This window comes from Vibrio sp. AK197, from assembly GCF_053903115.1.
Window position 1 is genome coordinate 223618 of the sequence record NZ_CP096430.1, and the last position, 21161, is coordinate 244778.

At 45.9% G+C, this 21161-nt stretch carries 34 protein-coding genes; 32 read left to right on the forward strand and 2 right to left on the reverse strand.

Going from position 1 to position 21161, the window contains the following annotated elements; translation table 11 throughout:
• Positions 1 to 87 precede the first annotated feature (87 nt).
• The 32 genes from M1D72_RS08180 to rplQ all read left to right on the forward strand — a co-directional run bounded on the left by M1D72_RS08180 (position 88) and on the right by rplQ (position 19680).
• Positions 88 to 1386 (forward strand): adenylosuccinate synthase, encoded by a 1299-nt coding sequence (locus M1D72_RS08180; RefSeq protein WP_456296580.1) that lies wholly within the window; start codon positions 88 to 90, stop codon positions 1384 to 1386.
• A 213-nt stretch (positions 1387 to 1599) separates the two neighbouring features.
• Positions 1600 to 2235 carry a flagellar protein MotX gene (motX, locus tag M1D72_RS08185; RefSeq protein ID WP_390196385.1) on the forward strand — a complete coding sequence of 212 codons (636 nt, stop codon included), beginning with the start codon at positions 1600 to 1602 and terminating at the stop codon, positions 2233 to 2235.
• 168 nt (positions 2236 to 2403) lie between these two features.
• A complete protein-coding gene (gene rnr, locus M1D72_RS08190; protein ID WP_456296581.1) occupies positions 2404 to 4857 on the forward strand; it encodes a ribonuclease R in 2454 nt (817 codons plus the stop codon).
• Between the two features lie 14 nt (positions 4858 to 4871).
• The gene (gene rlmB, locus M1D72_RS08195) at positions 4872 to 5621 is read left to right on the forward strand and encodes a 23S rRNA (guanosine(2251)-2'-O)-methyltransferase RlmB (RefSeq protein ID WP_390196393.1); all 750 of its coding nucleotides are present in this window, start codon (positions 4872 to 4874) and stop codon (positions 5619 to 5621) included.
• Positions 5622 to 6037: 416 nt separating this feature from the next.
• Positions 6038 to 6349, forward strand: a complete 312-nt coding sequence (gene rpsJ, locus M1D72_RS08200) for a 30S ribosomal protein S10 (RefSeq protein ID WP_001181007.1) — start codon at positions 6038 to 6040, stop codon at positions 6347 to 6349.
• A 14-nt stretch (positions 6350 to 6363) separates the two neighbouring features.
• Positions 6364 to 6993 (forward strand): 50S ribosomal protein L3, encoded by a 630-nt coding sequence (gene rplC, locus M1D72_RS08205; protein ID WP_390196447.1) that lies wholly within the window; start codon positions 6364 to 6366, stop codon positions 6991 to 6993.
• 16 nt (positions 6994 to 7009) lie between these two features.
• Positions 7010 to 7612 carry a 50S ribosomal protein L4 gene (gene rplD, locus M1D72_RS08210; RefSeq protein ID WP_093278417.1) on the forward strand — a complete coding sequence of 201 codons (603 nt, stop codon included), beginning with the start codon at positions 7010 to 7012 and terminating at the stop codon, positions 7610 to 7612.
• Complete coding sequence (gene rplW / locus M1D72_RS08215; protein WP_004398471.1) at positions 7609 to 7911, forward strand: 50S ribosomal protein L23; 303 nt, start codon at positions 7609 to 7611, stop codon at positions 7909 to 7911. The genes rplD and rplW overlap by 4 nt, the downstream gene beginning before the upstream one ends.
• A 16-nt stretch (positions 7912 to 7927) precedes the next feature.
• Positions 7928 to 8752, forward strand: a complete 825-nt coding sequence (gene rplB / locus M1D72_RS08220) for a 50S ribosomal protein L2 (RefSeq protein ID WP_456296582.1) — start codon at positions 7928 to 7930, stop codon at positions 8750 to 8752.
• A gap of 20 nt (positions 8753 to 8772) precedes the next feature.
• Complete coding sequence (rpsS, locus tag M1D72_RS08225) at positions 8773 to 9051, forward strand: 30S ribosomal protein S19 (protein WP_010318762.1); 279 nt, start codon at positions 8773 to 8775, stop codon at positions 9049 to 9051.
• An 11-nt stretch (positions 9052 to 9062) separates the two neighbouring features.
• Positions 9063 to 9395 carry a 50S ribosomal protein L22 gene (rplV, locus tag M1D72_RS08230; RefSeq protein WP_390196454.1) on the forward strand — a complete coding sequence of 111 codons (333 nt, stop codon included), beginning with the start codon at positions 9063 to 9065 and terminating at the stop codon, positions 9393 to 9395.
• A gap of 19 nt (positions 9396 to 9414) precedes the next feature.
• Entirely contained in the window at positions 9415 to 10113 is a 699-nt protein-coding gene (rpsC, locus tag M1D72_RS08235; RefSeq protein ID WP_038864899.1) for a 30S ribosomal protein S3, read from the forward strand.
• An 11-nt stretch (positions 10114 to 10124) separates the two neighbouring features.
• The gene (gene rplP / locus M1D72_RS08240) at positions 10125 to 10535 is read left to right on the forward strand and encodes a 50S ribosomal protein L16 (RefSeq protein ID WP_093278411.1); all 411 of its coding nucleotides are present in this window, start codon (positions 10125 to 10127) and stop codon (positions 10533 to 10535) included.
• A complete protein-coding gene (gene rpmC / locus M1D72_RS08245) occupies positions 10535 to 10726 on the forward strand; it encodes a 50S ribosomal protein L29 (protein WP_004398465.1) in 192 nt (63 codons plus the stop codon). Before rplP ends, rpmC begins: the two co-directional genes overlap by 1 nt.
• Entirely contained in the window at positions 10726 to 10980 is a 255-nt protein-coding gene (gene rpsQ / locus M1D72_RS08250; protein WP_456296583.1) for a 30S ribosomal protein S17, read from the forward strand. Before rpmC ends, rpsQ begins: the two co-directional genes overlap by 1 nt.
• Positions 10981 to 11142: 162 nt before the next feature.
• The gene (gene rplN, locus M1D72_RS08255) at positions 11143 to 11514 is read left to right on the forward strand and encodes a 50S ribosomal protein L14 (RefSeq protein ID WP_021704470.1); all 372 of its coding nucleotides are present in this window, start codon (positions 11143 to 11145) and stop codon (positions 11512 to 11514) included.
• Between the two features lie 13 nt (positions 11515 to 11527).
• Positions 11528 to 11842 carry a 50S ribosomal protein L24 gene (rplX, locus tag M1D72_RS08260; protein ID WP_093278405.1) on the forward strand — a complete coding sequence of 105 codons (315 nt, stop codon included), beginning with the start codon at positions 11528 to 11530 and terminating at the stop codon, positions 11840 to 11842.
• A gap of 14 nt (positions 11843 to 11856) precedes the next feature.
• A complete protein-coding gene (rplE, locus tag M1D72_RS08265) occupies positions 11857 to 12396 on the forward strand; it encodes a 50S ribosomal protein L5 (RefSeq protein ID WP_093278403.1) in 540 nt (179 codons plus the stop codon).
• 17 nt (positions 12397 to 12413) lie between these two features.
• Positions 12414 to 12719: a 30S ribosomal protein S14 gene (gene rpsN, locus M1D72_RS08270; protein WP_093278401.1), complete on the forward strand. Its 306-nt coding sequence runs from the start codon at positions 12414 to 12416 to the stop codon at positions 12717 to 12719.
• Positions 12720 to 12748: 29 nt separating this feature from the next.
• The gene (gene rpsH / locus M1D72_RS08275) at positions 12749 to 13141 is read left to right on the forward strand and encodes a 30S ribosomal protein S8 (RefSeq protein WP_390196467.1); all 393 of its coding nucleotides are present in this window, start codon (positions 12749 to 12751) and stop codon (positions 13139 to 13141) included.
• A 10-nt stretch (positions 13142 to 13151) separates the two neighbouring features.
• A complete protein-coding gene (gene rplF / locus M1D72_RS08280) occupies positions 13152 to 13685 on the forward strand; it encodes a 50S ribosomal protein L6 (RefSeq protein ID WP_456296584.1) in 534 nt (177 codons plus the stop codon).
• A 9-nt stretch (positions 13686 to 13694) separates the two neighbouring features.
• Positions 13695 to 14048 carry a 50S ribosomal protein L18 gene (rplR, locus tag M1D72_RS08285; protein ID WP_390196473.1) on the forward strand — a complete coding sequence of 118 codons (354 nt, stop codon included), beginning with the start codon at positions 13695 to 13697 and terminating at the stop codon, positions 14046 to 14048.
• A 14-nt stretch (positions 14049 to 14062) separates the two neighbouring features.
• Complete coding sequence (gene rpsE / locus M1D72_RS08290) at positions 14063 to 14563, forward strand: 30S ribosomal protein S5 (protein WP_390196476.1); 501 nt, start codon at positions 14063 to 14065, stop codon at positions 14561 to 14563.
• A gap of 7 nt (positions 14564 to 14570) precedes the next feature.
• Entirely contained in the window at positions 14571 to 14747 is a 177-nt protein-coding gene (gene rpmD / locus M1D72_RS08295; protein WP_000201159.1) for a 50S ribosomal protein L30, read from the forward strand.
• A 5-nt stretch (positions 14748 to 14752) separates the two neighbouring features.
• Complete coding sequence (gene rplO, locus M1D72_RS08300; protein ID WP_390196529.1) at positions 14753 to 15187, forward strand: 50S ribosomal protein L15; 435 nt, start codon at positions 14753 to 14755, stop codon at positions 15185 to 15187.
• Positions 15188 to 15207: 20 nt separating this feature from the next.
• The gene (gene secY, locus M1D72_RS08305; protein WP_390196531.1) at positions 15208 to 16542 is read left to right on the forward strand and encodes a preprotein translocase subunit SecY; all 1335 of its coding nucleotides are present in this window, start codon (positions 15208 to 15210) and stop codon (positions 16540 to 16542) included.
• Between the two features lie 39 nt (positions 16543 to 16581).
• Positions 16582 to 16695 (forward strand): 50S ribosomal protein L36, encoded by a 114-nt coding sequence (rpmJ, locus tag M1D72_RS08310; protein ID WP_000868186.1) that lies wholly within the window; start codon positions 16582 to 16584, stop codon positions 16693 to 16695.
• Between the two features lie 148 nt (positions 16696 to 16843).
• Positions 16844 to 17200: a 30S ribosomal protein S13 gene (gene rpsM, locus M1D72_RS08315; RefSeq protein WP_390196534.1), complete on the forward strand. Its 357-nt coding sequence runs from the start codon at positions 16844 to 16846 to the stop codon at positions 17198 to 17200.
• A gap of 18 nt (positions 17201 to 17218) precedes the next feature.
• Positions 17219 to 17608: a 30S ribosomal protein S11 gene (gene rpsK, locus M1D72_RS08320; protein WP_001118870.1), complete on the forward strand. Its 390-nt coding sequence runs from the start codon at positions 17219 to 17221 to the stop codon at positions 17606 to 17608.
• Between the two features lie 27 nt (positions 17609 to 17635).
• Positions 17636 to 18256, forward strand: a complete 621-nt coding sequence (gene rpsD, locus M1D72_RS08325; RefSeq protein ID WP_390196539.1) for a 30S ribosomal protein S4 — start codon at positions 17636 to 17638, stop codon at positions 18254 to 18256.
• A 24-nt stretch (positions 18257 to 18280) separates the two neighbouring features.
• Positions 18281 to 19273: a DNA-directed RNA polymerase subunit alpha gene (locus tag M1D72_RS08330; protein WP_390196542.1), complete on the forward strand. Its 993-nt coding sequence runs from the start codon at positions 18281 to 18283 to the stop codon at positions 19271 to 19273.
• Between the two features lie 26 nt (positions 19274 to 19299).
• On the forward strand, positions 19300 to 19680 hold the full coding sequence (gene rplQ / locus M1D72_RS08335) for a 50S ribosomal protein L17 (protein ID WP_093278381.1): 381 nt from the start codon (positions 19300 to 19302) through the stop codon (positions 19678 to 19680).
• A gap of 65 nt (positions 19681 to 19745) precedes the next feature.
• On the opposite strand, the gene M1D72_RS08340 is transcribed toward rplQ, so the two are convergent.
• Positions 19746 to 20243, reverse strand: coding sequence for a DUF2780 domain-containing protein (locus tag M1D72_RS08340; protein ID WP_456296585.1), 498 nt, complete (start codon positions 20241 to 20243; stop codon positions 19746 to 19748).
• A gap of 100 nt (positions 20244 to 20343) precedes the next feature.
• Complete coding sequence (locus M1D72_RS08345) at positions 20344 to 20964, reverse strand: FKBP-type peptidyl-prolyl cis-trans isomerase (protein WP_390196548.1); 621 nt, start codon at positions 20962 to 20964, stop codon at positions 20344 to 20346.
• Positions 20965 to 21161: the final 197 nt, after the last annotated feature.

Below are 21161 nucleotides of genomic sequence, written 5' to 3' on the forward strand. Positions count from 1 at the left end.
AGATGGTTTTTTATGCTTAAAAAATGACTGCATCCTGCGCTTATCGGTGCTAGAATCCATTTTTAACTAGCAATCAGACTTGGAAAGATGGGAAATAACGTAGTCGTTCTAGGCACCCAATGGGGTGACGAAGGGAAAGGTAAAATCGTAGACCTTTTAACGGAAGATGCAAAATACGTGGTTCGTTACCAAGGCGGACACAACGCAGGCCACACTCTAGTTATTGACGGTGAAAAAACCGTTCTTCACTTAATTCCATCCGGTATTCTTCGCAATAATGTGAAATGCATTATTGGTAATGGTGTTGTTCTCTCACCGGAAGCCCTAATTAATGAAATGAAACCTTTGGAAGAGCGTGGTATTCCAGTACGCGAACGTCTTTTCATTTCTGAAGCTTGCCCACTTATTTTGCCTTACCACATTGCTCTAGACCAAGCTCGCGAAGCGGCGCGTGGTAAAAAAGCCATTGGTACAACTGGCCGTGGTATCGGTCCTGCCTATGAAGATAAAGTCGCACGTCGCGGTCTTCGTGTTGGCGATCTATTTGATAAAGAAGCGTTTGCTGAAAAACTGAAAGAAGTGATGGAATTCCATAACTTCCAGTTAGAGCACTTCTACAAGACAGAACCAGTGAGCTACGAAGCCGTGCTTGAACAAGCGATGGGCTATGCAGACTTACTGACTTCGATGGTGATTGATGTTACTGACGAACTTGATGCTGCGCGTAAACGCGGTGATAAAATCATGTTCGAGGGAGCACAAGGCACTATGCTTGATATCGACCATGGTACTTACCCGTATGTGACTTCTTCAAATACCACCGCGGGTGGTGTTGCTGCAGGGTCAGGTTTTGGTCCTCGCCACTTAGGTTACATTCTTGGTATCGTAAAAGCTTACTGTACTCGCGTTGGTGCGGGGCCGTTTACGACTGAGCTTGATGATGAAATTGGTAACCATTTAGGCACGAAAGGTGCTGAGTTTGGTGCAACTACAGGGCGTAAGCGCCGTTGTGGTTGGTTTGATGCGGTCGCACTGCGCCGTGCTATTCAAATTAACTCAGTGACTGGTTTCTGTTTAACTAAGCTTGACGTATTAGATGGCTTGGAAGAGCTTAAGATCTGTACAGGTTACAAAACTGAAGATGGTACTATTCTTGAAGTGTCGCCAATGGCCGCTGATGCCTTTGACAAAGTGACACCAGTTTACGAAACCATGCCTGGTTGGTCTGAGAATACATTTGGTGCGAAGAAGCTGGAAGATCTTCCTCAAGCTGCTCTAAATTACATCAAACGTATTGAAGAGTTAACTGGCGTACCTGTTGATATTATTTCAACTGGCCCAGATCGTAACGAAACGATTATCAAGGTGCACCCATTTGCATCATAATCGTGTTTAACGTTGCTCTGTGAGAACAACGAGTTAAAAAAAGCCGGCCGATGAGCTGGTTTTTTTATGCCCAATTTGCTGCTATGTTGAACAAACGCGGCAAAAGTTTGCCAGCAAAAGGCAAAAAGTGACTAAAGAGTGAGTGGCTATTGCCGATACCTTTATCAAGCCTGCCAGTTTAAATAAGGCGGAAGATTTGAAAAGAGTGACAATATGAAGCTACGAACGGTGGCTGCTTCGTTATTGTTTGCCCTGAGTTCCTCATTGAGCCAAGCCAATGTTCTCGATGTCGGGGAGCCAGTGCCGATCTATACAGAAGCTGAGCTAATCAAACTGATTGAACAAAATAAACATCTAGAGCGGGTGCGAGCAGACAATTGCCAGTTAGTGGAAGATATCGTGGCGCGTGCTACACGTATTAACCTTCCATCTTACGAATTTTTATATGGCGATATGTTGGCGTGGGGCGTATGTGTTGACCAAGACGTTGAGCTGGGCTTGTACTATATGGAAAATGCAGCGCATCAAGGCCTACCAGTAGCGCTTGAGCAATTGGGTCGCTATTACTCACATGGCACCTTAGTTCAACAAGATAAAGAACGTGCGATTCCCTACCTGCGCGAAGCGGCCGCCATGGGAAATTTGAATGCGCGTATTCATCTTGCCGAGCTTTTGTTGCGAGATTACGGCAGTCCACTCGATTACGAAGATGCGTATCGTTGGCTTTATAACTCAGTGACCGCGGATCAGCGTCAGCACAAGCGCATTTCAAGTTTACGCCATGGTTTAGAGCAGCGAATGCCACAAAACATCATTGCTCGAGCCAAGAAACGCGACACGTTTTGGTAAGCTCAGTCACTTTGTTGTTAAAGCCCACTCCGTTCGGTGGGCTTTTTTGTAGGTATGAATATGAATCACCTTAGCGTATAGAATCTGAGCTTTTATAAAGCAATTCTGTAGGTTAGGCTGTGAGTCAGATATACTTACTAAAACCTTCCCCTGTTAACAGGCGCAATTATGTCAAATACCACTTCGAATGATCCTTTTGCCGAGCGCGAATCCCAAAATTACGAAAATCCGATTCCAAGTCGTGAGTTTATTCTCGATTATCTCTCGAAAGCGGGAGTACCTCTGAATCGTAATGATCTCTTTGAAGCTCTGAAACTTGAGGGCGAAGATCAATACGAAGGATTACGCCGTCGTTTGCGTGCCATGGAGCGTGATGGTCAGTTAGTGTTTACTCGCCGTCAGTGCTACGCACTACCAGATAAGCTAGAGATGATTAAAGGGTACGTGATTGGTCATAAAGATGGCCATGGTTGGGTTCGCCCTGAAGGTAGCCTGAATAAAGAAAATGATATCGTGCTGCCACATCATCAAATGCGCACGTTGATTCATGGCGATTTCGTCTTGGTGCAACCGACAGATAATAGCAAACGGGGACGTAAGGAAGGGCGTCTGGTTCGCGTTTTAGAAGAGCGTCAATCACAAATCGTGGGGCGTTTCTTTCTCGAGCAAGGTTATGGGTATGTTGTCGCGGATGATTCACGTATTTCCCAAGATATCCTAATTCCTAATGATGCTCGCAATGGTGCGCGAATGGGCAATGTTGTGGTGATTGAAGTCACTGATCGCGGTGCGCGTTCGCGTGGCATGATGGGACGTGTGGTGGAAGTTCTAGGTGAAAATATGGCGCCAGGCATGGAAACCCAAATCGCTATTCGTACCCATCAAATTCCTCATGAGTGGCCTGAAACGGTCGAAAAACAAATTCAGGGTTTAGGCGAGGAAGTCCCCGAAGACGCAAAAGTAGGACGCGTTGATTTGCGTACCTTACCTTTGGTGACAATTGATGGCGAAGACGCTCGAGATTTTGATGATGCCGTGTATTGTGAAGCGAAAAAAGGTGGCGGCTGGCGCCTGTGGGTTGCGATCGCTGATGTGAGCTATTACGTCCGTCCAGATAGCGCGTTAGATAAAGAAGCGATCAATCGTGGTAACTCAGTGTATTTCCCATCTCAAGTCGTTCCTATGCTACCGGAAGTTTTGTCGAACGGGCTATGCTCGCTGAACCCACAAGTCGATCGCCTGTGTATGGTGTGTGAAATGACCATTTCTGAAAATGGCAAGCTTTCCGGCTACAAGCATTATGAAGCGGTCATGAATTCCCATGCACGCCTTACTTACAACAAGGTTGGCGATATTCTTGAAGGGGATGAAGCACTGCGTGAGCGTTATCAGCCATTGGTTGGGCATCTTCAAGAGCTCCACAAAATGTACAAAGTCCTCAAGGCTGCGCGTGATCAGCGCGGCGCCATTGAGTTTGAAACGGTTGAAACTAAGTTCATTTTTAACGCGGAGCGTAAGATTGACCGTATTGAACCTGTGATTCGTAATGATGCCCATAAGATCATCGAAGAATGTATGATTTTGGCCAATATCGCCTCAGCATCATTTGTGGAAAAAGCCAAAGAGCCGGCACTGTACCGAATTCATGAAACGCCAGGGGAACTTAAGCTCCAAGGTTTTCGAGATTTCCTTGGTGAACTTGGCTTGAACTTAGGTGGTGGGCTAGAGCCATCGCCGACCGATTACGCGAACTTGGTTCGCCAAATTGGTGAGCGCCAAGATAAAGAACTGATTCAAACCATGCTATTGCGCTCAATGAAGCAAGCCATCTACAGCGCCGATAATGCTGGCCACTTTGGCTTGGCACTGAAACGCTACGCGCACTTTACCTCGCCAATTCGTCGTTACCCTGACCTGCTATTACACCGTGCAATTAAGTATCTGATCGCCAAGCAACAAGGGCGCAACCAAGACCGCTGGACACCAACGGGTGGCTATCATTACTCATTTGATGACATGGACTTTTATGGCGAGCAGTGCTCAATGACAGAGCGCCGCGCTGATGATGCGACTCGAGATGTTTCTGATTGGCTAAAATGTGAGTACATGCAAGATCATGTTGGAGAAGAGTTAGAAGGAGTGATTGCCAATGTGACAGGCTTTGGCTTCTTTGTACGCCTCAGTGAACTGCATATTGATGGTCTGGTGCATATTTCAACCCTTGCCAATGATTACTATCAATTTGATCCCGTTGGTCAGCGCTTAATTGGAGAAAGCTTCGGGCTTATTTATCGTTTAGGTGATGCCGTCAAAGTAAAAGTCCTCGCGGTGAACTTAAATGATCGTCAAATTGACTTTGAATTGGTCGAAACAAGTCGTAAGCTACGCGGCAAAGGCAAGACGGCGAAAAAACGGGCTGCAGAAGCGCAGCAAAAAGCCAAAGCCAAAAAGCGTGCATCGAGTAAAGGCGAAGCTAAAGCCTCGCCAGGCATTGAGCCAACCGTAAGACCCGAACCTGCACAGCGCGGAGAAGAAGGCAAAAAAAACAAAGCCACTAAAGCTCGCAAGAAGAAGCCGAGTAGTAAGCCCAAAAGCAGAAGAAAACCTAAAGCGCAGGAATAACACAGGTTTAATTAATGAGTAATGAATTTATCTACGGCATTCATGCCGTCAAAGCAGTATTAGAACGAGAGCCAGAGCGTTTTATTGAAGCCATGGTACTAAAAGGCCGTCAAGACGAGCGGTTAATGCCAATACTAAATGACTTGCAAGCCATGGGTGTCTCTATTCAACAGATGGGCCGAAAAGCGCTTGATGACAAGGCGCGAGGTGCGAACCATCAAGGTGTCATCGCCCGTGTTAAACCTGCAAAGCAGTTGAACGAGCATGACTTAGACGCCATTGTTGCCAAGCATGACCAGCCGCTGTTATTGGTGCTCGATGGTGTGACTGACCCTCATAATTTAGGTGCGTGTTTGCGTAACGCTGATGCCGCGGGCGTTGCTGCCGTGATTGTACCAAAAGACAAATCGGCGCCTCTGACGGCAACCGTTAGTAAAGTGGCGTGTGGCGCGGCAGAAACCGTGCCTTTGGTCCGAGTGACGAACTTAGCCCGTACCATGCGTGCTTTGCAAGAGCAGGGGGTCTGGTTTGTCGGTACTGCCGGTGAGGCGACTCATGATATCTACGAGGCGAAACTAACTGGTCCATTAGCTATCGTGATGGGCGCAGAAGGGGATGGTATGCGCCGATTAACTCGAGAAACTTGCGATGACCTCATCAAGATTCCAATGGCGGGAAGTGTGTCTAGTCTGAATGTTTCTGTGGCGTCGGGCGTATGCTTATTTGAAGCGGTTCGTCAGCGCTTGAGCAAAGCAGCCTCTTAACCCCCGTTTACTTATCATTTCAATGTTGAGCCTTTCACTTTAATGGAAGGCTTTATTTTTAGGGCTTTGCATGGACAGGAAGATTAATTCGTTTAATTTTCGCTCAATGCTTGCATGTGAAGTCGCGATCTGTATAATGCAGCGCACTGGTTAAGCCAGTTGTGAACCAATGAGCATCGAGGAGCTGATTTATCTTAGGATAATGAAGGTAATGTATACTCAGCTTATGTTCGCAGTTAATAAAAATTTAGCTTAAAACTGTCGTTATGATAGTTCAGGTTAATCACCTATTAGCTGACAATGCGTCCTAATCTTGGATGCTACGGTTTCACATAAATCAATCGGCATTCTCTCGTCTTAGACGTGTATGAGTGGCGATATTGTTTGTGTAATTTATTAATTTGGAGCTCTGTCTCATGCAGAACCAACGTATTCGTATCCGCCTTAAAGCTTTCGATTACAAACTAATCGATGCTTCAACTGCGGAAATCGTTGAAACAGCTAAGCGCACAGGCGCACAGGTTCGTGGTCCAATCCCACTACCTACTCGTAAAGAGCGTTTCACAGTTCTTATCTCTCCACACGTAAACAAAGATGCTCGTGATCAGTACGAAATCCGTACTCACAAACGTCTAATCGACATCGTTGAACCAACAGACAAAACTGTTGATGCACTGATGCGTCTAGACCTTGCTGCGGGCGTTGACGTACAAATTAGCCTAGGTTAAGGGGAGATTAGAATATGATTGGTCTAGTCGGACGTAAAGTGGGTATGACCCGCGTATTTACCGAAGAAGGCGTTTCTATCCCAGTAACTGTTGTTGAGGTTGAAGCGAACCGTGTTTCTCAAGTTAAAACTCTTGAAAGCGACGGCTACGCAGCAATCCAGGTTACTGCTGGTGCTAAGAAAGCTAACCGTGTATCTAAGCCAGAAGCTGGTCACTTTGCGAAAGCTGGTGTTGAAGCTGGCCGCGGTCTTTGGGAATTCCGTTTAGAAAACGGCGAAGAGTTTGAAGTTGGTGCTGAGCTAACTGTTGAACTATTCAACGAAACTAAAAAAGTAGACGTTACTGGTACATCTAAAGGTAAAGGTTTCCAAGGCGCTGTTAAGCGTTGGAACTTCCGCACTCAAGATATGACTCACGGTAACTCATTGTCTCACCGTGCTCCTGGTTCTATCGGTCAATGTCAGACTCCAGGTCGCGTATTTAAAGGCAAGAAAATGGCTGGTCACATGGGTGCTGAGCGTGTTACGACTCAAAACCTAGAGATCGTTCGTGTTGACGCTGAACGCAATCTGCTTCTTATTAAAGGTGCAGTACCTGGCTCAACTGGCGGAAACGTCATCGTTAAACCAGCTGTAAAAGCATAACGTCTAGGAGTAAGTAATGGAATTGATGGTTAAAGGTGCTGATGCACTAACTGTTTCCGAAACTACTTTCGGACGTGAGTTCAACGAAGCTCTTGTTCATCAAGTAGTTGTTGCGTACGCAGCAGGTGCTCGTCAAGGTACTCGTGCTCAAAAAACACGTTCAGAAGTTTCTGGCGGTGGCGCTAAGCCATGGCGTCAAAAAGGTACTGGCCGTGCACGTGCTGGTACTATTCGTAGCCCAATCTGGCGTACAGGTGGTGTTACTTTTGCTGCGAAACCACAAGATCACAGCCAAAAAGTAAACAAAAAAATGTACCGCGGTGCTATGAAAAGCATTTTCTCTGAGCTAGTTCGTCAAGAGCGTCTAATCGTTGTTGATAACTTCTCAGTAGAAGCACCAAAAACAAAAGAACTTGTTTCTAAGCTTAAAGATCTTGAGCTAAGCGATGTTCTTATTGTTACTGGTGAAGTAGACGAGAATCTATTCTTAGCTGCTCGCAACCTATACAAAGTTGACGTGCGTGACGTTGCTGGTATCGACCCAGTAAGCCTAATCGCATTTGACAAGGTTCTAATGACTGCAGACGCAGTTAAGCAAGTTGAGGAGATGCTAGCATGATCACTGAAGAGCGTATCCTAAAAGTTCTACGTGCTCCGCACATCTCTGAAAAAGCAACTATGGCTGCTGAAAAAGCAAACACTATCGTGTTTAAAGTAGCTAAAGATGCAACTAAGAAAGAGATCAAAGCAGCTGTAGAAAAGCTATTTGAAGTTGAAGTTAAGTCTGTAAACACCCTTATCACTAAGGGTAAGACCAAACGTCAAGGTCTACGCCAAGGTCGTCGTTCAGACGTTAAGAAAGCGTACGTTACTTTGAAAGAAGGTCAAGACCTTGACTTCGTTGGCGGCGCGGAATAACAGGAGTAGTTGAAAAATGGCTATTGTTAAATGTAAGCCGACTTCGGCTGGTCGTCGTCACGTTGTTAAAGTTGTTAACGCTGACCTATATAAAGGTAAGCCTTACGCACCTCTTCTAGAGAAAAACTCTAAGAATGGTGGTCGTAATAACAACGGTCGTATTACAGTACGTCACATCGGTGGTGGCCACAAACATCACTACCGTGTAATCGACTTTAAACGTACTAAAGACGGTATCCCAGCGAAAGTTGAGCGTATCGAGTACGATCCAAACCGTAGTGCAAACATTGCACTAGTGCTTTATGCAGACGGTGAACGTCGTTACATCATTGCACCTAAAGGTATCCAAGCTGGTGATGCAATCCAGTCTGGTGTTGATGCGCCTATCAAAGCGGGTAACGCTTTGCCAATGCGTAACATCCCTGTAGGTTCTACTATTCACAACGTTGAGCTTAAACCTGGTAAAGGTGCTCAGCTAGCTCGTTCTGCTGGTGCATACGCACAGTTAGTAGCGCGTGATGGTTCTTACGTAACTATCCGTCTACGTTCTGGCGAAATGCGCAAAGTGCTTTCTGAAGGCCGTGCAACAATCGGTGAAGTTGGCAATGCAGAGCACATGCTACGTGAACTAGGTAAAGCTGGTGCTAGCCGTTGGCGCGGTGTTCGTCCTACCGTTCGCGGTGTGGTAATGAACCCAGTAGACCACCCACACGGTGGTGGTGAAGGCCGTACTTCTGGTGGTCGTCACCCAGTATCTCCTTGGGGTATGCCTACTAAAGGCTTTAAGACCCGTAAGAACAAACGCACCGACAAGTACATCGTACGTCGTCGTAATAAGTAATCTATATAAGAGGATAAGCCATGCCACGTTCTCTCAAGAAAGGTCCATTTATTGACCTACACTTGCTGAAGAAGGTAGAGAAAGCGGTGGAAAGCGGAGACAAAAAGCCTATTAAGACTTGGTCCCGTCGTTCAATGATCATTCCATCAATGATTGGTTTGACCATCGCTGTCCATAATGGTCGTCAGCACGTTCCAGTTTTCGTTACCGATGAAATGATTGGTCACAAACTGGGTGAATTCGCACCAACACGCACTTACCGCGGTCACGCTGCGGATAAGAAAGCGAAGAAGCGCTAAGGAGTAAATAAATGGAAGCATTAGCTAAACATAACTTTGCTCGCATTTCGCCTCAGAAAGCTCGCTTAGTTGCGGATCAAATTCGTGGAAAATCTGTTGACCAAGCTCTAGAAATCTTAACTTTCAGCAACAAAAAAGCGGCTGAACTAGTTAAGAAAGTTCTTGAGTCAGCAATCGCGAACGCGGAGCACAACGAAGGTGCGGATATCGACGATCTATCAGTCGCTAAAATCTTCGTAGATGAAGGCCCAACCATGAAGCGTATTATGCCTCGTGCAAAAGGTCGTGCGGATCGTATCTTGAAGCGTTCAAGCCACATCACTGTTGTTGTAGCAGATCGCTAAGAGACTAGGAGAGTAAGCAATGGGTCAAAAAGTACATCCAAATGGTATTCGTCTAGGCATCGTTAAGCCTTGGAATGCTACATGGTTTGCTAACACCAAAGATTTCGCTGACAACCTAGACGGCGACTTCAAGGTACGTCAGTTCCTTACTAAGGAACTACAAAAAGCATCTTTATCACGCATCGTTATCGAGCGTCCTGCTAAGAGTATCCGTGTGACTATTCACACTGCTCGTCCAGGCGTTGTTATCGGTAAGAAAGGTGAAGATGTAGAGAAACTACGCACAGCTGTTGCGAAAATTGCAGGTGTACCAGCGCAAATTAACATCGCTGAAGTACGTAAACCTGAGCTGGACGCACAACTTGTGGGTGACAGCATCGCGTCTCAGCTAGAGCGTCGTGTAATGTTCCGTCGTGCTATGAAGCGTGCGGTACAAAACGCAATGCGTCTAGGTGCTAAAGGTATCAAAGTGGAAGTAAGCGGTCGTCTAGGCGGCGCTGAAATTGCACGTTCTGAGTGGTATCGTGAAGGCCGTGTGCCTCTACATACTCTACGTGCTGACATTGATTACGCAACTTCTTCGGCTCACACTCAATACGGTGTAATCGGCATTAAAACTTGGATCTTCAAAGGTGAGATCCTAGGCGGTATGCCAGCAGCTAACGCTGTAGAGCCTAAAGGCGACAAGCCTAAGAAGCAGCGCAAAGGCCGTAAGTAAGGAGTCGACAGATGCTACAACCTAAACGTACTAAGTTCCGTAAGGTTCATACTGGTCGCAACCGTGGTCTAGCAAAAGGTACAGACGTAAGCTTCGGCACATACGGCTTGAAAGCTGTTGGTCGTGGTCGTCTTACTGCTCGCCAGATCGAAGCGGCACGTCGTGCGATGACACGTCACGTTAAGCGTCAAGGTAAAATCTGGATTCGTGTATTCCCAGACAAACCTATCACAGAAAAACCACTAGAAGTTCGTCAAGGTAAGGGTAAAGGTAACGTTGAGTACTGGGTAGCCCAAATCCAACCTGGTAAGGTTATGTACGAAATGGACGGTGTACCTGAAGAGTTGGCACGTGAAGCGTTCCGCCTAGCGGCTCGTAAACTGCCATTCAAAACTACTTTTGTAACTAAGCAGGTGATGTGATGAAAGCACTAGATTTACGCGAAAAAAGCGTTGAAGAGCTTAATGCAGAACTATTGAATTTGCTTCGTGAACAGTTCAACTTGCGTATGCAAGCTGCGACTGGTCAACTACAGCAAACTCATACTCTGAAAGCTGTACGCCGCGATATCGCACGTGTGAAAACTGTTTTGACTGAGAAGGCAGGCGCATAATGAGCGACAAAATTCGTACTCAACAAGGTCGTGTCGTTAGCGACAAGATGGACAAGTCTATCGTAGTTGCAATTGATCGTTTCGTAAAACACCCAATCTACGGGAAGTTCGTACGTAAAACGACTAAACTGCACGCCCACGATGAAAACAACGAGTGTGGCATTGGCGACACAGTTGAGATCAGTGAATGTCGTCCACTGTCTAAGAAAAAATCTTGGGCATTGGTACGCGTTGTAGAAAAAGCGAAGATTTAATCTCGGTTTATCTACGATAAAGAAAGCGGCTCCAAGACTTTTTTGGAGCCGTTTATTTTTTGACTACCCAATCTCAAAAAAGGGTGGTACAATTCGCGTCCCTTTTAAAGAGGCAGCCCGACCCGAGATGGGTCTAGTTTTAATATTTAGCGGAGCACTAACATGATCCAAATGCAAAGTATGCTGGACGCAGCTGATAACTCAGGCGCTCGCAGCGTAATGTGTATTAAGGTTCTGGGTGGCTCTCACCGTCGTTATGCACACATCGGTGACATCATCAAAGTTACTGTTAAGGAAGCAATTCCACGCGGTAAAGTTAAAAAAGGTGATGTACTGAAGGCGGTGGTAGTTCGCACCCGTAAAGGCGTACGTCGTCCAGACGGTTCTGTCATTCGCTTCGACCGAAATGCTTGCGTATTGTTGAACAACACAACTGAGCAACCAGTCGGTACACGTATCTTTGGTCCAGTGACTCGTGAACTTCGTAATGCGAAATTCATGAAAATTGTTTCACTGGCTCCAGAAGTTCTGTAAGGAGCACGTAAAGATGGCAGCTAAAATCCGTCGTAATGACGAAGTAATCGTTCTTGCTGGTAAAGATAAAGGCAAGAAAGGTAAAGTAAACAAGGTTCTCGCAACTGGTAAAGTTATCGTTGAAGGTATCAATCTAGTTAAGAAGCACCAAAAACCTGTTCCAGCTCTAGGTATCCAAGGCGGTATCGTTGAGCAAGAAGCAGCTATTGATGTTTCTAACGTTGCAATTTTCAACGCAGCAACTGGTAAAGCGGACCGTATCGGTTTCCGTTTTGAAGAAGGCAAAAAAGTGCGTTTCTTCAAGTCTAACGGCGAAACAATTAAGTAATTTGGAGTTCTACTATGGCGAAACTGCATGATTACTACAAGTCGTCTGTAGTCGCTGAATTGACCAAACAATTCAGCTACACAAGCGTCATGCAAGTCCCTAGGATTGAGAAAATCACCCTAAACATGGGCGTTGGTGAAGCAATCAACGATAAGAAACTTCTAGAAAACGCAGCAGCGGACATGGCAACGATCTCTGGTCAAAAGCCACTTGTTACTAAAGCGCGTAAATCTGTAGCAGGTTTCAAAATTCGTGAAGGCTACCCAATTGGTTGTAAAGTAACCTTACGTGGCGAACGTATGTGGGATTTCTTAGAGCGTTTAATCTCTATTGCACTTCCACGTGTACGTGACTTCCGTGGTGTTAGCGCTAAGTCTTTTGACGGACGCGGTAACTATAGCATGGGCGTTCGCGAGCAAATCATCTTCCCGGAAATCGACTTTGATAAAGTTGATCGAGTACGCGGTCTAGACATCACTATTACGACGTCTGCTGGTACTGATGAGGAAGGCCGTGCTCTGCTGGCTGCCTTTAACTTCCCATTCCGTAAGTAAGGTGAAGGGTTACTGTTATGGCTAAAAATTCAATGAAAGCACGTGAAGCAAAACGTGCGAAGCTAGTAGCTAAGTTCGCTGAAAAGCGTGCTGCGCTAAAAGCTACTATCAGCGATGTTAATGCATCTGAAGAAGACCGTTGGAACGCAGTTCTTAAACTGCAAACTCTTCCACGTGATTCAAGTGCGTCACGTCAGCGCAACCGTTGCAACCAAACTGGTCGTCCACACGGTTACCTACGTAAATTCGGTCTAAGCCGTATCAAAGTTCGTGAAGCTTGCATGAAAGGCGAGATTCCTGGACTTCGTAAGGCTAGCTGGTAATTGCCACTTAATCATTTGGAGTAATACATATGAGCATGCAAGATCCGATTTCGGATATGCTGACCCGCATTCGTAACGGTCAGGCAGCAGATAAAGTTGCTGTTAAGATGCCTTCTTCAAAGCTTAAAGTTGCAATTGCTGCACTATTAAAAGCTGAAGGTTACATCACTGACTTCGCTGTTGAAGGCGAAGAAAAACCTGAGCTAGAAGTTACTCTTAAGTACTTCCAAGCGAAACCAGTAATCGAGCAACTAAAACGTGTTTCTCGTCCAGGTCTGCGCGTCTATAAGAAAAAAGGCGAGCTACCATCTGTGATGGGTGGACTTGGTGTTGCCATCGTTTCAACTTCCAAAGGTCTTATGTCTGACCGTGCTGCACGTAAAGCAGGCCTTGGTGGTGAAATTCTTTGCTACGTAGCTTAAGGAGTAGAATATGTCTCGTGTTGCTAAAGCACCTGTCGCTATTCCAGCTGGCGTAGAGGTGAAACTGAATGGCCAAGAAATCACTGTAAAAGGTGCGAAAGGTGAACTATCACGCGTTCTTAACAACGCTGTCGTAGTTTCTCAGGAAGAAAATAACCTGACTTTCGGTCCACGCGAAGGTGTTGTTAATGCATGGGCACAAGCAGGTACTGCTCGTGCACTAGTAAACAACATGGTTGTGGGTGTTACTGAAGGCTTTACTAAGAAGCTTACTCTTAAGGGTGTAGGTTACCGTGCTGCTATTAAAGGCAACGCTGTTTCTCTAACTCTAGGCTTCTCTCACCCAGTTGAGCATGAATTGCCAGCGGGTATTAAAGCTGAGTGTCCAAGCCAAACTGAGATCGTTGTAACTGGTTGTGATAAACAACTAGTCGGTCAAGTTGCTGCGGATATTCGTTCTTATCGTGAGCCTGAGCCTTACAAAGGTAAAGGTGTTCGTTACGCAGATGAAAATGTGCGTACTAAAGAAGCTAAGAAGAAGTAAGGTAACACTATGGATAAGAAAGCATCTCGCATCCGTCGTGCTACACGCGCACGTCGTAAGATTGCAGAACTGGGTGCAACTCGCCTAGTAGTACACCGTACTCCGCGTCACGTGTACGCTCAGGTTATCGCATCAAACGGCTCAGAGGTTATCGTTTCAGCTTCTACTGTAGAAAAAGCGATCCGTGAGCAATTGAAATACACCGGTAACATCGATGCTGCTAAAGCAGTAGGTAAAGCTATTGCTGAGCGCGCTCTTGAAAAAGGCGTAACTGCAGTTGCATTCGATCGTTCTGGTTTCCAATACCACGGTCGAGTAGCGGCGCTAGCAGAATCTGCTCGCGAAGCTGGTCTGAAATTCTAAGGTAGGGTTGGAAGATGGCTAAAGAACAACAACAAGCTAATGATTTGCAAGAAAAGCTAATCGCTGTTAACCGTGTTTCTAAAACGGTTAAAGGTGGTCGAATCATGAGCTTTACTGCACTAACAGTAGTTGGTGATGGTAATGGTCGTGTAGGTTTCGGTTACGGTAAAGCCCGTGAAGTACCTGCTGCGATTCAAAAAGCAATGGAAAAAGCGCGTCGTAACATGACTACTATCGCGCTTAACGAAGGCACACTTCACCACCCAGTGAAAGGTCGCCATTCGGGCTCTAAAGTTTACATGCAGCCTGCGACAGAAGGTACTGGTGTAATCGCAGGTGGTGCGATGCGTGCAGTTCTTGAAGTTGCTGGCGTACACAACGTACTATCTAAAGCATACGGTTCTACGAACCCTATCAACATCGTTCGTGCAACGATCGATGCGCTAGGTAGTGTGAAGTCGCCAGAAATGGTTGCTGCTAAACGTGGTCTAACTGTTGAATCTATTTCGGAGTAAGAACACCATGGCAACTATTAAAGTAACTCAAACTAAAAGCTCAATTGGTCGCCTACCGAAGCACAAAGCTACTTTGCGCGGTCTGGGCCTTCGTAAAATCAACCACACAGTAGAACTTGAAGATACTCCGTGCGTACGCGGTATGATCAACAAGGTTTACTACATGGTTAAAGTTGAGGAGTAATCAGAATGCGTTTGAATACTCTATCACCGGCTGCGGGCTCTAAACCTTCTAAGAAGCGTTTAGGTCGTGGTATCGGTTCGGGCCTTGGTAAAACCGGTGGCCGTGGCCACAAAGGTCAAAAATCGCGTTCTGGCGGCAGTGTCCGTCCAGGTTTTGAAGGTGGTCAAATGCCTTTGAAACAACGTCTACCTAAATTCGGTTTCACTTCTCGTAAGAGCCTAGTGTCTGCTGAAGTTCGTCTAGGTGAGCTAGCGAAAGTAACAGGTGATGTTGTTGATCTAAACAGCCTTAAAGCTGCTAACGTTGTCACTAAGAACATCGAATTTGTTAAAGTTGTTCTTTCAGGTGAAATCAACAAAGCAGTGACTGTTAAAGGTCTACGCGTAACTAAAGGCGCTAAAGCTGCAATCGAAGCTGCAGGCGGTAAAATCGAGGAATAATCTCGAGGATTGAGGTACAGATGGCTAAGAAACCAGGACAAGATTTTCGTAGTGCTCAAAGCGGCTTGAGTGAATTGAAGTCGCGCTTATTATTCGTATTAGGTGCACTTTTAGTTTTCCGAGCAGGCTCTTTTGTGCCGATTCCTGGTATTGACGCTGCTGTACTTGCCGATTTGTTCGAACAGCAAAAAGGTACCATCATTGAAATGTTTAACATGTTCTCTGGTGGTGCTCTTTCGCGTGCATCTATTTTCGCATTGGGCATCATGCCGTATATTTCGGCTTCTATTGTTGTCCAATTGTTGACTGTAGTTCATCCAGCGTTAGCGGAGCTCAAGAAAGAGGGTGAAGCAGGCCGTCGTAAGATAAGCCAATATACGCGCTACGGCACGCTTGTACTTGCAACATTCCAAGCAATAGGTATCGCAACTGGCCTACCAAACATGGTCGACAATCTGGTTGTTATCAACCAAACCATGTTTACGCTAATTGCAACCGTGAGTTTAGTAACTGGCACCATGTTCTTAATGTGGTTAGGTGAACAAATCACAGAGCGAGGAATTGGTAACGGTATTTCGTTACTTATTTTTGCAGGTATTGTTGCTGGGTTGCCTTCTGCAATCGGTCAAACAATCGAGCAAGCGCGTCAAGGTGAATTGCATGTGCTTCTTCTGCTATTAATCGCTGTTGTTGCGTTTGCAGTAATCTATTTCGTTGTTTTCATGGAGCGTGGTCAGCGTCGAATCGTCGTTAACTATGCAAAACGTCAACAAGGTCGTAAGGTTTTTGCAGCGCAAAGTACACACCTACCATTAAAAATTAATATGGCAGGCGTGATCCCAGCGATTTTTGCATCTAGTATTATCTTGTTCCCAGGAACATTGGCTCAATGGTTCGGCCAGAACGGTGAGAGCAGCACATTTGGTTGGTTAACTGATGTGTCTTTGGCTCTTAGCCCAGGTCAACCGTTGTATGTAATGCTTTATGCTGCAGCAATTATTTTCTTCTGTTTCTTCTACACGGCGTTGGTTTTCAACCCTCGTGAAACAGCAGATAACTTGAAGAAGTCTGGTGCATTCGTACCCGGAATCCGCCCAGGTGAGCAGACAGCCAAGTACATTGATAAAGTGATGACACGTTTAACCCTAGCGGGTGCGCTGTATATTACTTTTATCTGTCTGATTCCAGAGTTCATGATGGTCGCGTGGAACGTTCGTTTCTACTTCGGCGGAACATCACTACTTATCGTAGTGGTCGTGATTATGGACTTTATGGCACAGGTACAGACTCATATGATGTCTCAACAGTATGATTCTGTGTTGAAAAAGGCAAATCTGAAAGGCTACGGTCGTTAATACGATCAAAGCATCAGATTCCATTTACGGAGTTTAGCAATGAAAGTTCGTGCTTCCGTTAAAAAAATCTGCCGTAACTGTAAAGTTATCAAGCGTAACGGTGTTGTTCGCGTGATTTGCAGTGAGCCAAAGCATAAACAGCGCCAAGGCTAAGCAGCAGAAATTTTTACTTGAAATATAAGGTAGTGTCGAGTATATTCCTCGGCCTACCTTTTGCGTGCAAAAGAAGTAGTAACCGCAACGTATCCTCAACGGGCTTTGTTGTGGTTGATTTCTTTATTTAAAGTACTAGGAGTGAATAGTGGCCCGTATAGCAGGCATTAACATTCCTGATCAAAAACACGCTGTAATCGCGCTAACTGCGATCTACGGTATCGGTAAAACTCGCTCTCAAGCTATCCTAGCTGAAGTGGGTATTGCTGAAAATGTTAAGATCAGTGAACTAACTGAAGAGCAGATCAATCAACTGCGTGATGGTGTAGCTAAGTACACTGTAGAGGGTGATCTACGTCGTGAAGTTTCCATGAATATCAAGCGTCTGATGGACCTTGGTTGTTACCGTGGTCTTCGTCATCGTCGCAGTCTACCACTACGTGGACAGCGTACTAAAACCAACGCTCGCACCCGTAAGGGTCCGCGCAAGCCGATCAAGAAATAATCGGGAAGGTAGAGTACAATGGCTAAACAACCAACACGCGCTCGTAAGCGCGTACGCAAGCAAGTTGCTGATGGCGTAGCGCACATCCATGCATCTTTCAATAACACAATCGTGACTATCACTGACCGTCAAGGTAATGCTCTAGCTTGGGCTACAGCAGGTGGTTCCGGTTTCCGTGGTTCTCGTAAGTCAACTCCGTTCGCTGCACAGGTTGCTGCTGAGCGTTGTGCTGAAATGGCTAAAGAATACGGTCTAAAGAACTTGGAAGTTATGGTTAAGGGTCCTGGTCCAGGCCGTGAATCTACTGTTCGCGCTCTGAACGCCGCAGGTTTCCGCATCACAAACATTGTTGACGCGACTCCTATCCCTCATAACGGTTGTCGTCCGCCTAAGAAACGTCGCGTTTAACGTTTCTGGGAAGATTGGAGAAAGATCATGGCAAGATATTTGGGTCCTAAGCTGAAGCTTAGCCGTCGCGAAGGCACTGACTTGTTCCTTAAGTCTGGTGTTCGCGCGATCGATACCAAGTGTAAAATTGATAACGCCCCAGGTGTACACGGCGCTCGTCGCGGTCGTCTATCTGAATATGGCGTTCAGCTTCGTGAGAAGCAAAAAGTTCGTCGTATGTATGGCGTTCTAGAAAAACAATTCCGTAACTACTACAAAGAAGCAGCTCGTATAAAAGGCAATACTGGTGAAAACCTACTTCAACTTCTTGAAGGTCGTCTTGATAACGTAGTTTACCGCATGGGCTACGGCGCAACTCGCGCAGAAGCACGCCAACTAGTTAGCCACAAAGCTATCCTAGTTAACGGTAAAGTTGTAAACGTTCCTTCTTTCAAAGTTGCGGCTAATGACGTTGTTTCTATTCGTGAGAAAGCTAAAACTCAAGCTCGTATCAAAGCAGCTCTAGAAGTTGCAGAACAACGCGAAAAACCAACTTGGATTGAAGTAGATGCCGGTAAGATGGAAGGTACTTTCAAGCGTATGCCTGAACGTTCTGATCTATCAGCTGACATCAACGAACAATTGATCGTCGAGCTTTACTCTAAGTAAGGTTTAAACTAAAGAGAGGACACAATGCAGGGTTCTGTAACAGAATTTCTTAAGCCACGTCTTGTTGACATCGAACAGATCAGCACGACTCACGCAAAAGTAACTCTTGAGCCGTTAGAGCGTGGTTTTGGCCATACTCTGGGTAATGCACTTCGCCGTATTCTCCTATCTTCTATGCCGGGTTGTGCGGTAACAGAAGTAGAGATTGAAGGCGTTCTACACGAATACAGCACGAAAGAAGGCGTTCAAGAAGATATTCTTGAGGTTCTTCTTAACCTGAAAGGTTTGGCTGTGCGCGTTGCCGAAGGCAAAGATGAAGTGTACATTACGCTGAACAAATCAGGCTCGGGCCCTGTGGTTGCAGGTGACATCACCCATGATGGTGATGTAGAGATCGCTAACCCTGAACACGTTATTTGTCACCTAACTGATGACAACGCTGAGATCGCAATGCGTATCAAAGTAGAACGTGGTCGTGGTTATGTTCCGGCTTCAGCTCGTATCCATACTGAAGAAGATGAGCGTCCTATTGGTCGCCTACTGGTTGACGCAACTTACAGCCCAGTAGATAAAATCGCTTACTCAGTTGAAGCGGCTCGTGTAGAGCAGCGTACTGACTTAGATAAGCTAGTCATCGATATGGAAACGAACGGTACTCTTGAACCTGAGGAAGCTATCCGTCGTGCAGCAACAGTGCTTGCTGAGCAATTGGATGCGTTCGTAGATCTACGTGATGTACGAGTTCCAGAAGAGAAAGAAGAGAAGCCTGAATTCGATCCGATCCTACTGCGTCCTGTAGACGATCTTGAACTAACAGTTCGCTCTGCTAACTGTTTGAAAGCAGAAGCGATTCACTACATCGGTGATCTTGTACAGCGCACTGAGGTTGAGCTACTTAAAACGCCAAACCTTGGTAAAAAATCTCTTACAGAGATTAAAGACGTACTTGCATCACGTGGCTTGTCTCTGGGTATGCGCCTAGAAAACTGGCCGCCAGCGTCTATCGCTGAAGATTAATCGATACTAGTTAGAAGGATTAGGTCATGCGCCATCGTAAGAGTGGTCGTCAACTCAACCGCAACAGCAGTCATCGCAAAGCGATGTTCAGCAACATGGCTAGCTCTCTAGTACGTCATGAAGTTATCAAGACTACTTTGCCAAAAGCAAAAGAGCTACGTCGCGTCGTTGAGCCTTTGATTACACTAGCTAAGACAGACAGTGTTGCTAACCGTCGTCTAGCATTTGCTCGTACTCGTGACAACGAAGTCGTTGCAAAACTATTCAACGAACTAGGTCCACGTTTTGCTGCTCGTCAGGGCGGTTATACACGTATCCTAAAAGCTGGCTTCCGTGCTGGCGATAAAGCTCCAATGGCTTTCATTGAGCTTGTTGATCGCCCAGCTGCTGAAGAAGCTGCTGAGTAATCAGTTCGTAATCTAAAAAAGCCGAGCGAAAGCTCGGCTTTTTTGTTTTCCCATTCCCCAAGTTTTTAACTTTTCCACAGGCTACTTAGCGCACCAATCAGGTCACTGCTCGCATCTTGTTGGCTCAAGTACTGAAGTACAACAGGAGCAAATTGAGTAATCATCGCTGGGTCCAATCCTAATTCCGTAAATACTTTATTGACCTGACTTAAAGAATCGACGCTGCTAAGTAGGTTGTTATTACCACTCAGGTTCAAGCTTGTAAGTTGGTCAATCCCTGGAATCAACTGACCTAACTCTTGATTATTCTCCTCGCTGAGTTGGTTTTGAGCTAATGCTAATAGCGCACCAGCACCACCTGCGGCTTGCGCTGGACTGACATCAAGCTGCTCAGTGAGTTGTGAGGTCAATTGGGTATTACTCTGGACTTGGCTGAGCGCGCCATTCAATGCACTCGTAATGCTGTCGTTACTGTCACTGTTACCAAAAGTGAGTAATGCATAGCTGGGTGCGCTAGTAATGCAGGCGCTGAGAATCAGCGTATAGATGATAGAGCGTTTCATTGTCGGTTTGTTTCCTCAATTAACGAGTGAGCCAACCCTTACTTTAAAACAAAAAAAGCGGCGCTATGCGCCGCTTGAAGTTAAATGTTTGCGAATTTTCTTACAGGATATCTAGAAGCTCAACCTCAAAGACTAGTGCTGCGAATGGAGGAATAGCGGCACCTGCACCACGCTCGCCGTAAGCAAGGTCGTGAGGGACATAAAGCTTCCATTTTGAGCCAACAGGCATCATTTGTAGTGCTTCAACCCAGCCTTTGATTACGCCTGTTACAGGGAATTCTGCTGGTTGGCCACGAGATACTGAGCTGTCAAATACAGTGCCATCAGTCAATTGACCGTGGTAGTGAACGCGTACTTGCTTATCAGACGTTGGAATTTCGCCGTTGCCTTCAGTCAATACTTCGTATTGAAGACCTGAATCAAGAACAGTCACCTCTGGACGCAGTGCGTTATCTTTAAGGAACGCTTCACCATCTTCCGCTGCTGCTTTAGCTGCTTCTTGACGTGCTTGTTCCGCTTTTTGATGCATCGCTTGCAATGCTTGATTGATTTCGTCAATCTCGATGCTTGGCTCTGAACCAGTAAGCGCAGTGGCGATACCTGCAGCAATGGCGTCTACACTAAGACCTTCTAAGCCGCTGCCTGCGAGTTGTTGGCCCATTTGAATACCAATGCCGTAGCTTGCTTTTTGCTCTACAGTTTCGAATTTTACTTCAGACATGACTGTCTCTCTTTCAGTTACGTATAGAATCGCACAGGATACCAGTTCTCAACCCTTGATAAAACCGTCGAGCCTGTCTGTTTTGGCTTACGGTGTGCAATGAGACTTAGATCCGGTTTTGGGCGCGACGAATGCGAGAATTTACGTTTAATTCACCGAATAAGATGAAATTCACTATACGTAACAACGTGCTTGTT

Coding starts and splice junctions, on each gene's coding strand:
- M1D72_RS08180 (WP_456296580.1), top strand. CDS start 88: ATGGGAAATAACGTAGTCGTTCTAGGCACCCAATGGGGTGACGAAGGG.
- motX (WP_390196385.1), top strand. CDS start 1,600: ATGAAGCTACGAACGGTGGCTGCTTCGTTATTGTTTGCCCTGAGTTCC.
- rnr (WP_456296581.1), top strand. CDS start 2,404: ATGTCAAATACCACTTCGAATGATCCTTTTGCCGAGCGCGAATCCCAA.
- rlmB (WP_390196393.1), top strand. CDS start 4,872: ATGAGTAATGAATTTATCTACGGCATTCATGCCGTCAAAGCAGTATTA.
- rpsJ (WP_001181007.1), top strand. CDS start 6,038: ATGCAGAACCAACGTATTCGTATCCGCCTTAAAGCTTTCGATTACAAA.
- rplC (WP_390196447.1), top strand. CDS start 6,364: ATGATTGGTCTAGTCGGACGTAAAGTGGGTATGACCCGCGTATTTACC.
- rplD (WP_093278417.1), top strand. CDS start 7,010: ATGGAATTGATGGTTAAAGGTGCTGATGCACTAACTGTTTCCGAAACT.
- rplW (WP_004398471.1), top strand. CDS start 7,609: ATGATCACTGAAGAGCGTATCCTAAAAGTTCTACGTGCTCCGCACATC.
- rplB (WP_456296582.1), top strand. CDS start 7,928: ATGGCTATTGTTAAATGTAAGCCGACTTCGGCTGGTCGTCGTCACGTT.
- rpsS (WP_010318762.1), top strand. CDS start 8,773: ATGCCACGTTCTCTCAAGAAAGGTCCATTTATTGACCTACACTTGCTG.
- rplV (WP_390196454.1), top strand. CDS start 9,063: ATGGAAGCATTAGCTAAACATAACTTTGCTCGCATTTCGCCTCAGAAA.
- rpsC (WP_038864899.1), top strand. CDS start 9,415: ATGGGTCAAAAAGTACATCCAAATGGTATTCGTCTAGGCATCGTTAAG.
- rplP (WP_093278411.1), top strand. CDS start 10,125: ATGCTACAACCTAAACGTACTAAGTTCCGTAAGGTTCATACTGGTCGC.
- rpmC (WP_004398465.1), top strand. CDS start 10,535: ATGAAAGCACTAGATTTACGCGAAAAAAGCGTTGAAGAGCTTAATGCA.
- rpsQ (WP_456296583.1), top strand. CDS start 10,726: ATGAGCGACAAAATTCGTACTCAACAAGGTCGTGTCGTTAGCGACAAG.
- rplN (WP_021704470.1), top strand. CDS start 11,143: ATGATCCAAATGCAAAGTATGCTGGACGCAGCTGATAACTCAGGCGCT.
- rplX (WP_093278405.1), top strand. CDS start 11,528: ATGGCAGCTAAAATCCGTCGTAATGACGAAGTAATCGTTCTTGCTGGT.
- rplE (WP_093278403.1), top strand. CDS start 11,857: ATGGCGAAACTGCATGATTACTACAAGTCGTCTGTAGTCGCTGAATTG.
- rpsN (WP_093278401.1), top strand. CDS start 12,414: ATGGCTAAAAATTCAATGAAAGCACGTGAAGCAAAACGTGCGAAGCTA.
- rpsH (WP_390196467.1), top strand. CDS start 12,749: ATGAGCATGCAAGATCCGATTTCGGATATGCTGACCCGCATTCGTAAC.
- rplF (WP_456296584.1), top strand. CDS start 13,152: ATGTCTCGTGTTGCTAAAGCACCTGTCGCTATTCCAGCTGGCGTAGAG.
- rplR (WP_390196473.1), top strand. CDS start 13,695: ATGGATAAGAAAGCATCTCGCATCCGTCGTGCTACACGCGCACGTCGT.
- rpsE (WP_390196476.1), top strand. CDS start 14,063: ATGGCTAAAGAACAACAACAAGCTAATGATTTGCAAGAAAAGCTAATC.
- rpmD (WP_000201159.1), top strand. CDS start 14,571: ATGGCAACTATTAAAGTAACTCAAACTAAAAGCTCAATTGGTCGCCTA.
- rplO (WP_390196529.1), top strand. CDS start 14,753: ATGCGTTTGAATACTCTATCACCGGCTGCGGGCTCTAAACCTTCTAAG.
- secY (WP_390196531.1), top strand. CDS start 15,208: ATGGCTAAGAAACCAGGACAAGATTTTCGTAGTGCTCAAAGCGGCTTG.
- rpmJ (WP_000868186.1), top strand. CDS start 16,582: ATGAAAGTTCGTGCTTCCGTTAAAAAAATCTGCCGTAACTGTAAAGTT.
- rpsK (WP_001118870.1), top strand. CDS start 17,219: ATGGCTAAACAACCAACACGCGCTCGTAAGCGCGTACGCAAGCAAGTT.
- rpsD (WP_390196539.1), top strand. CDS start 17,636: ATGGCAAGATATTTGGGTCCTAAGCTGAAGCTTAGCCGTCGCGAAGGC.
- M1D72_RS08330 (WP_390196542.1), top strand. CDS start 18,281: ATGCAGGGTTCTGTAACAGAATTTCTTAAGCCACGTCTTGTTGACATC.
- rplQ (WP_093278381.1), top strand. CDS start 19,300: ATGCGCCATCGTAAGAGTGGTCGTCAACTCAACCGCAACAGCAGTCAT.
- M1D72_RS08340 (WP_456296585.1), bottom strand. CDS start 20,243: ATGAAACGCTCTATCATCTATACGCTGATTCTCAGCGCCTGCATTACT.
- M1D72_RS08345 (WP_390196548.1), bottom strand. CDS start 20,964: ATGTCTGAAGTAAAATTCGAAACTGTAGAGCAAAAAGCAAGCTACGGC.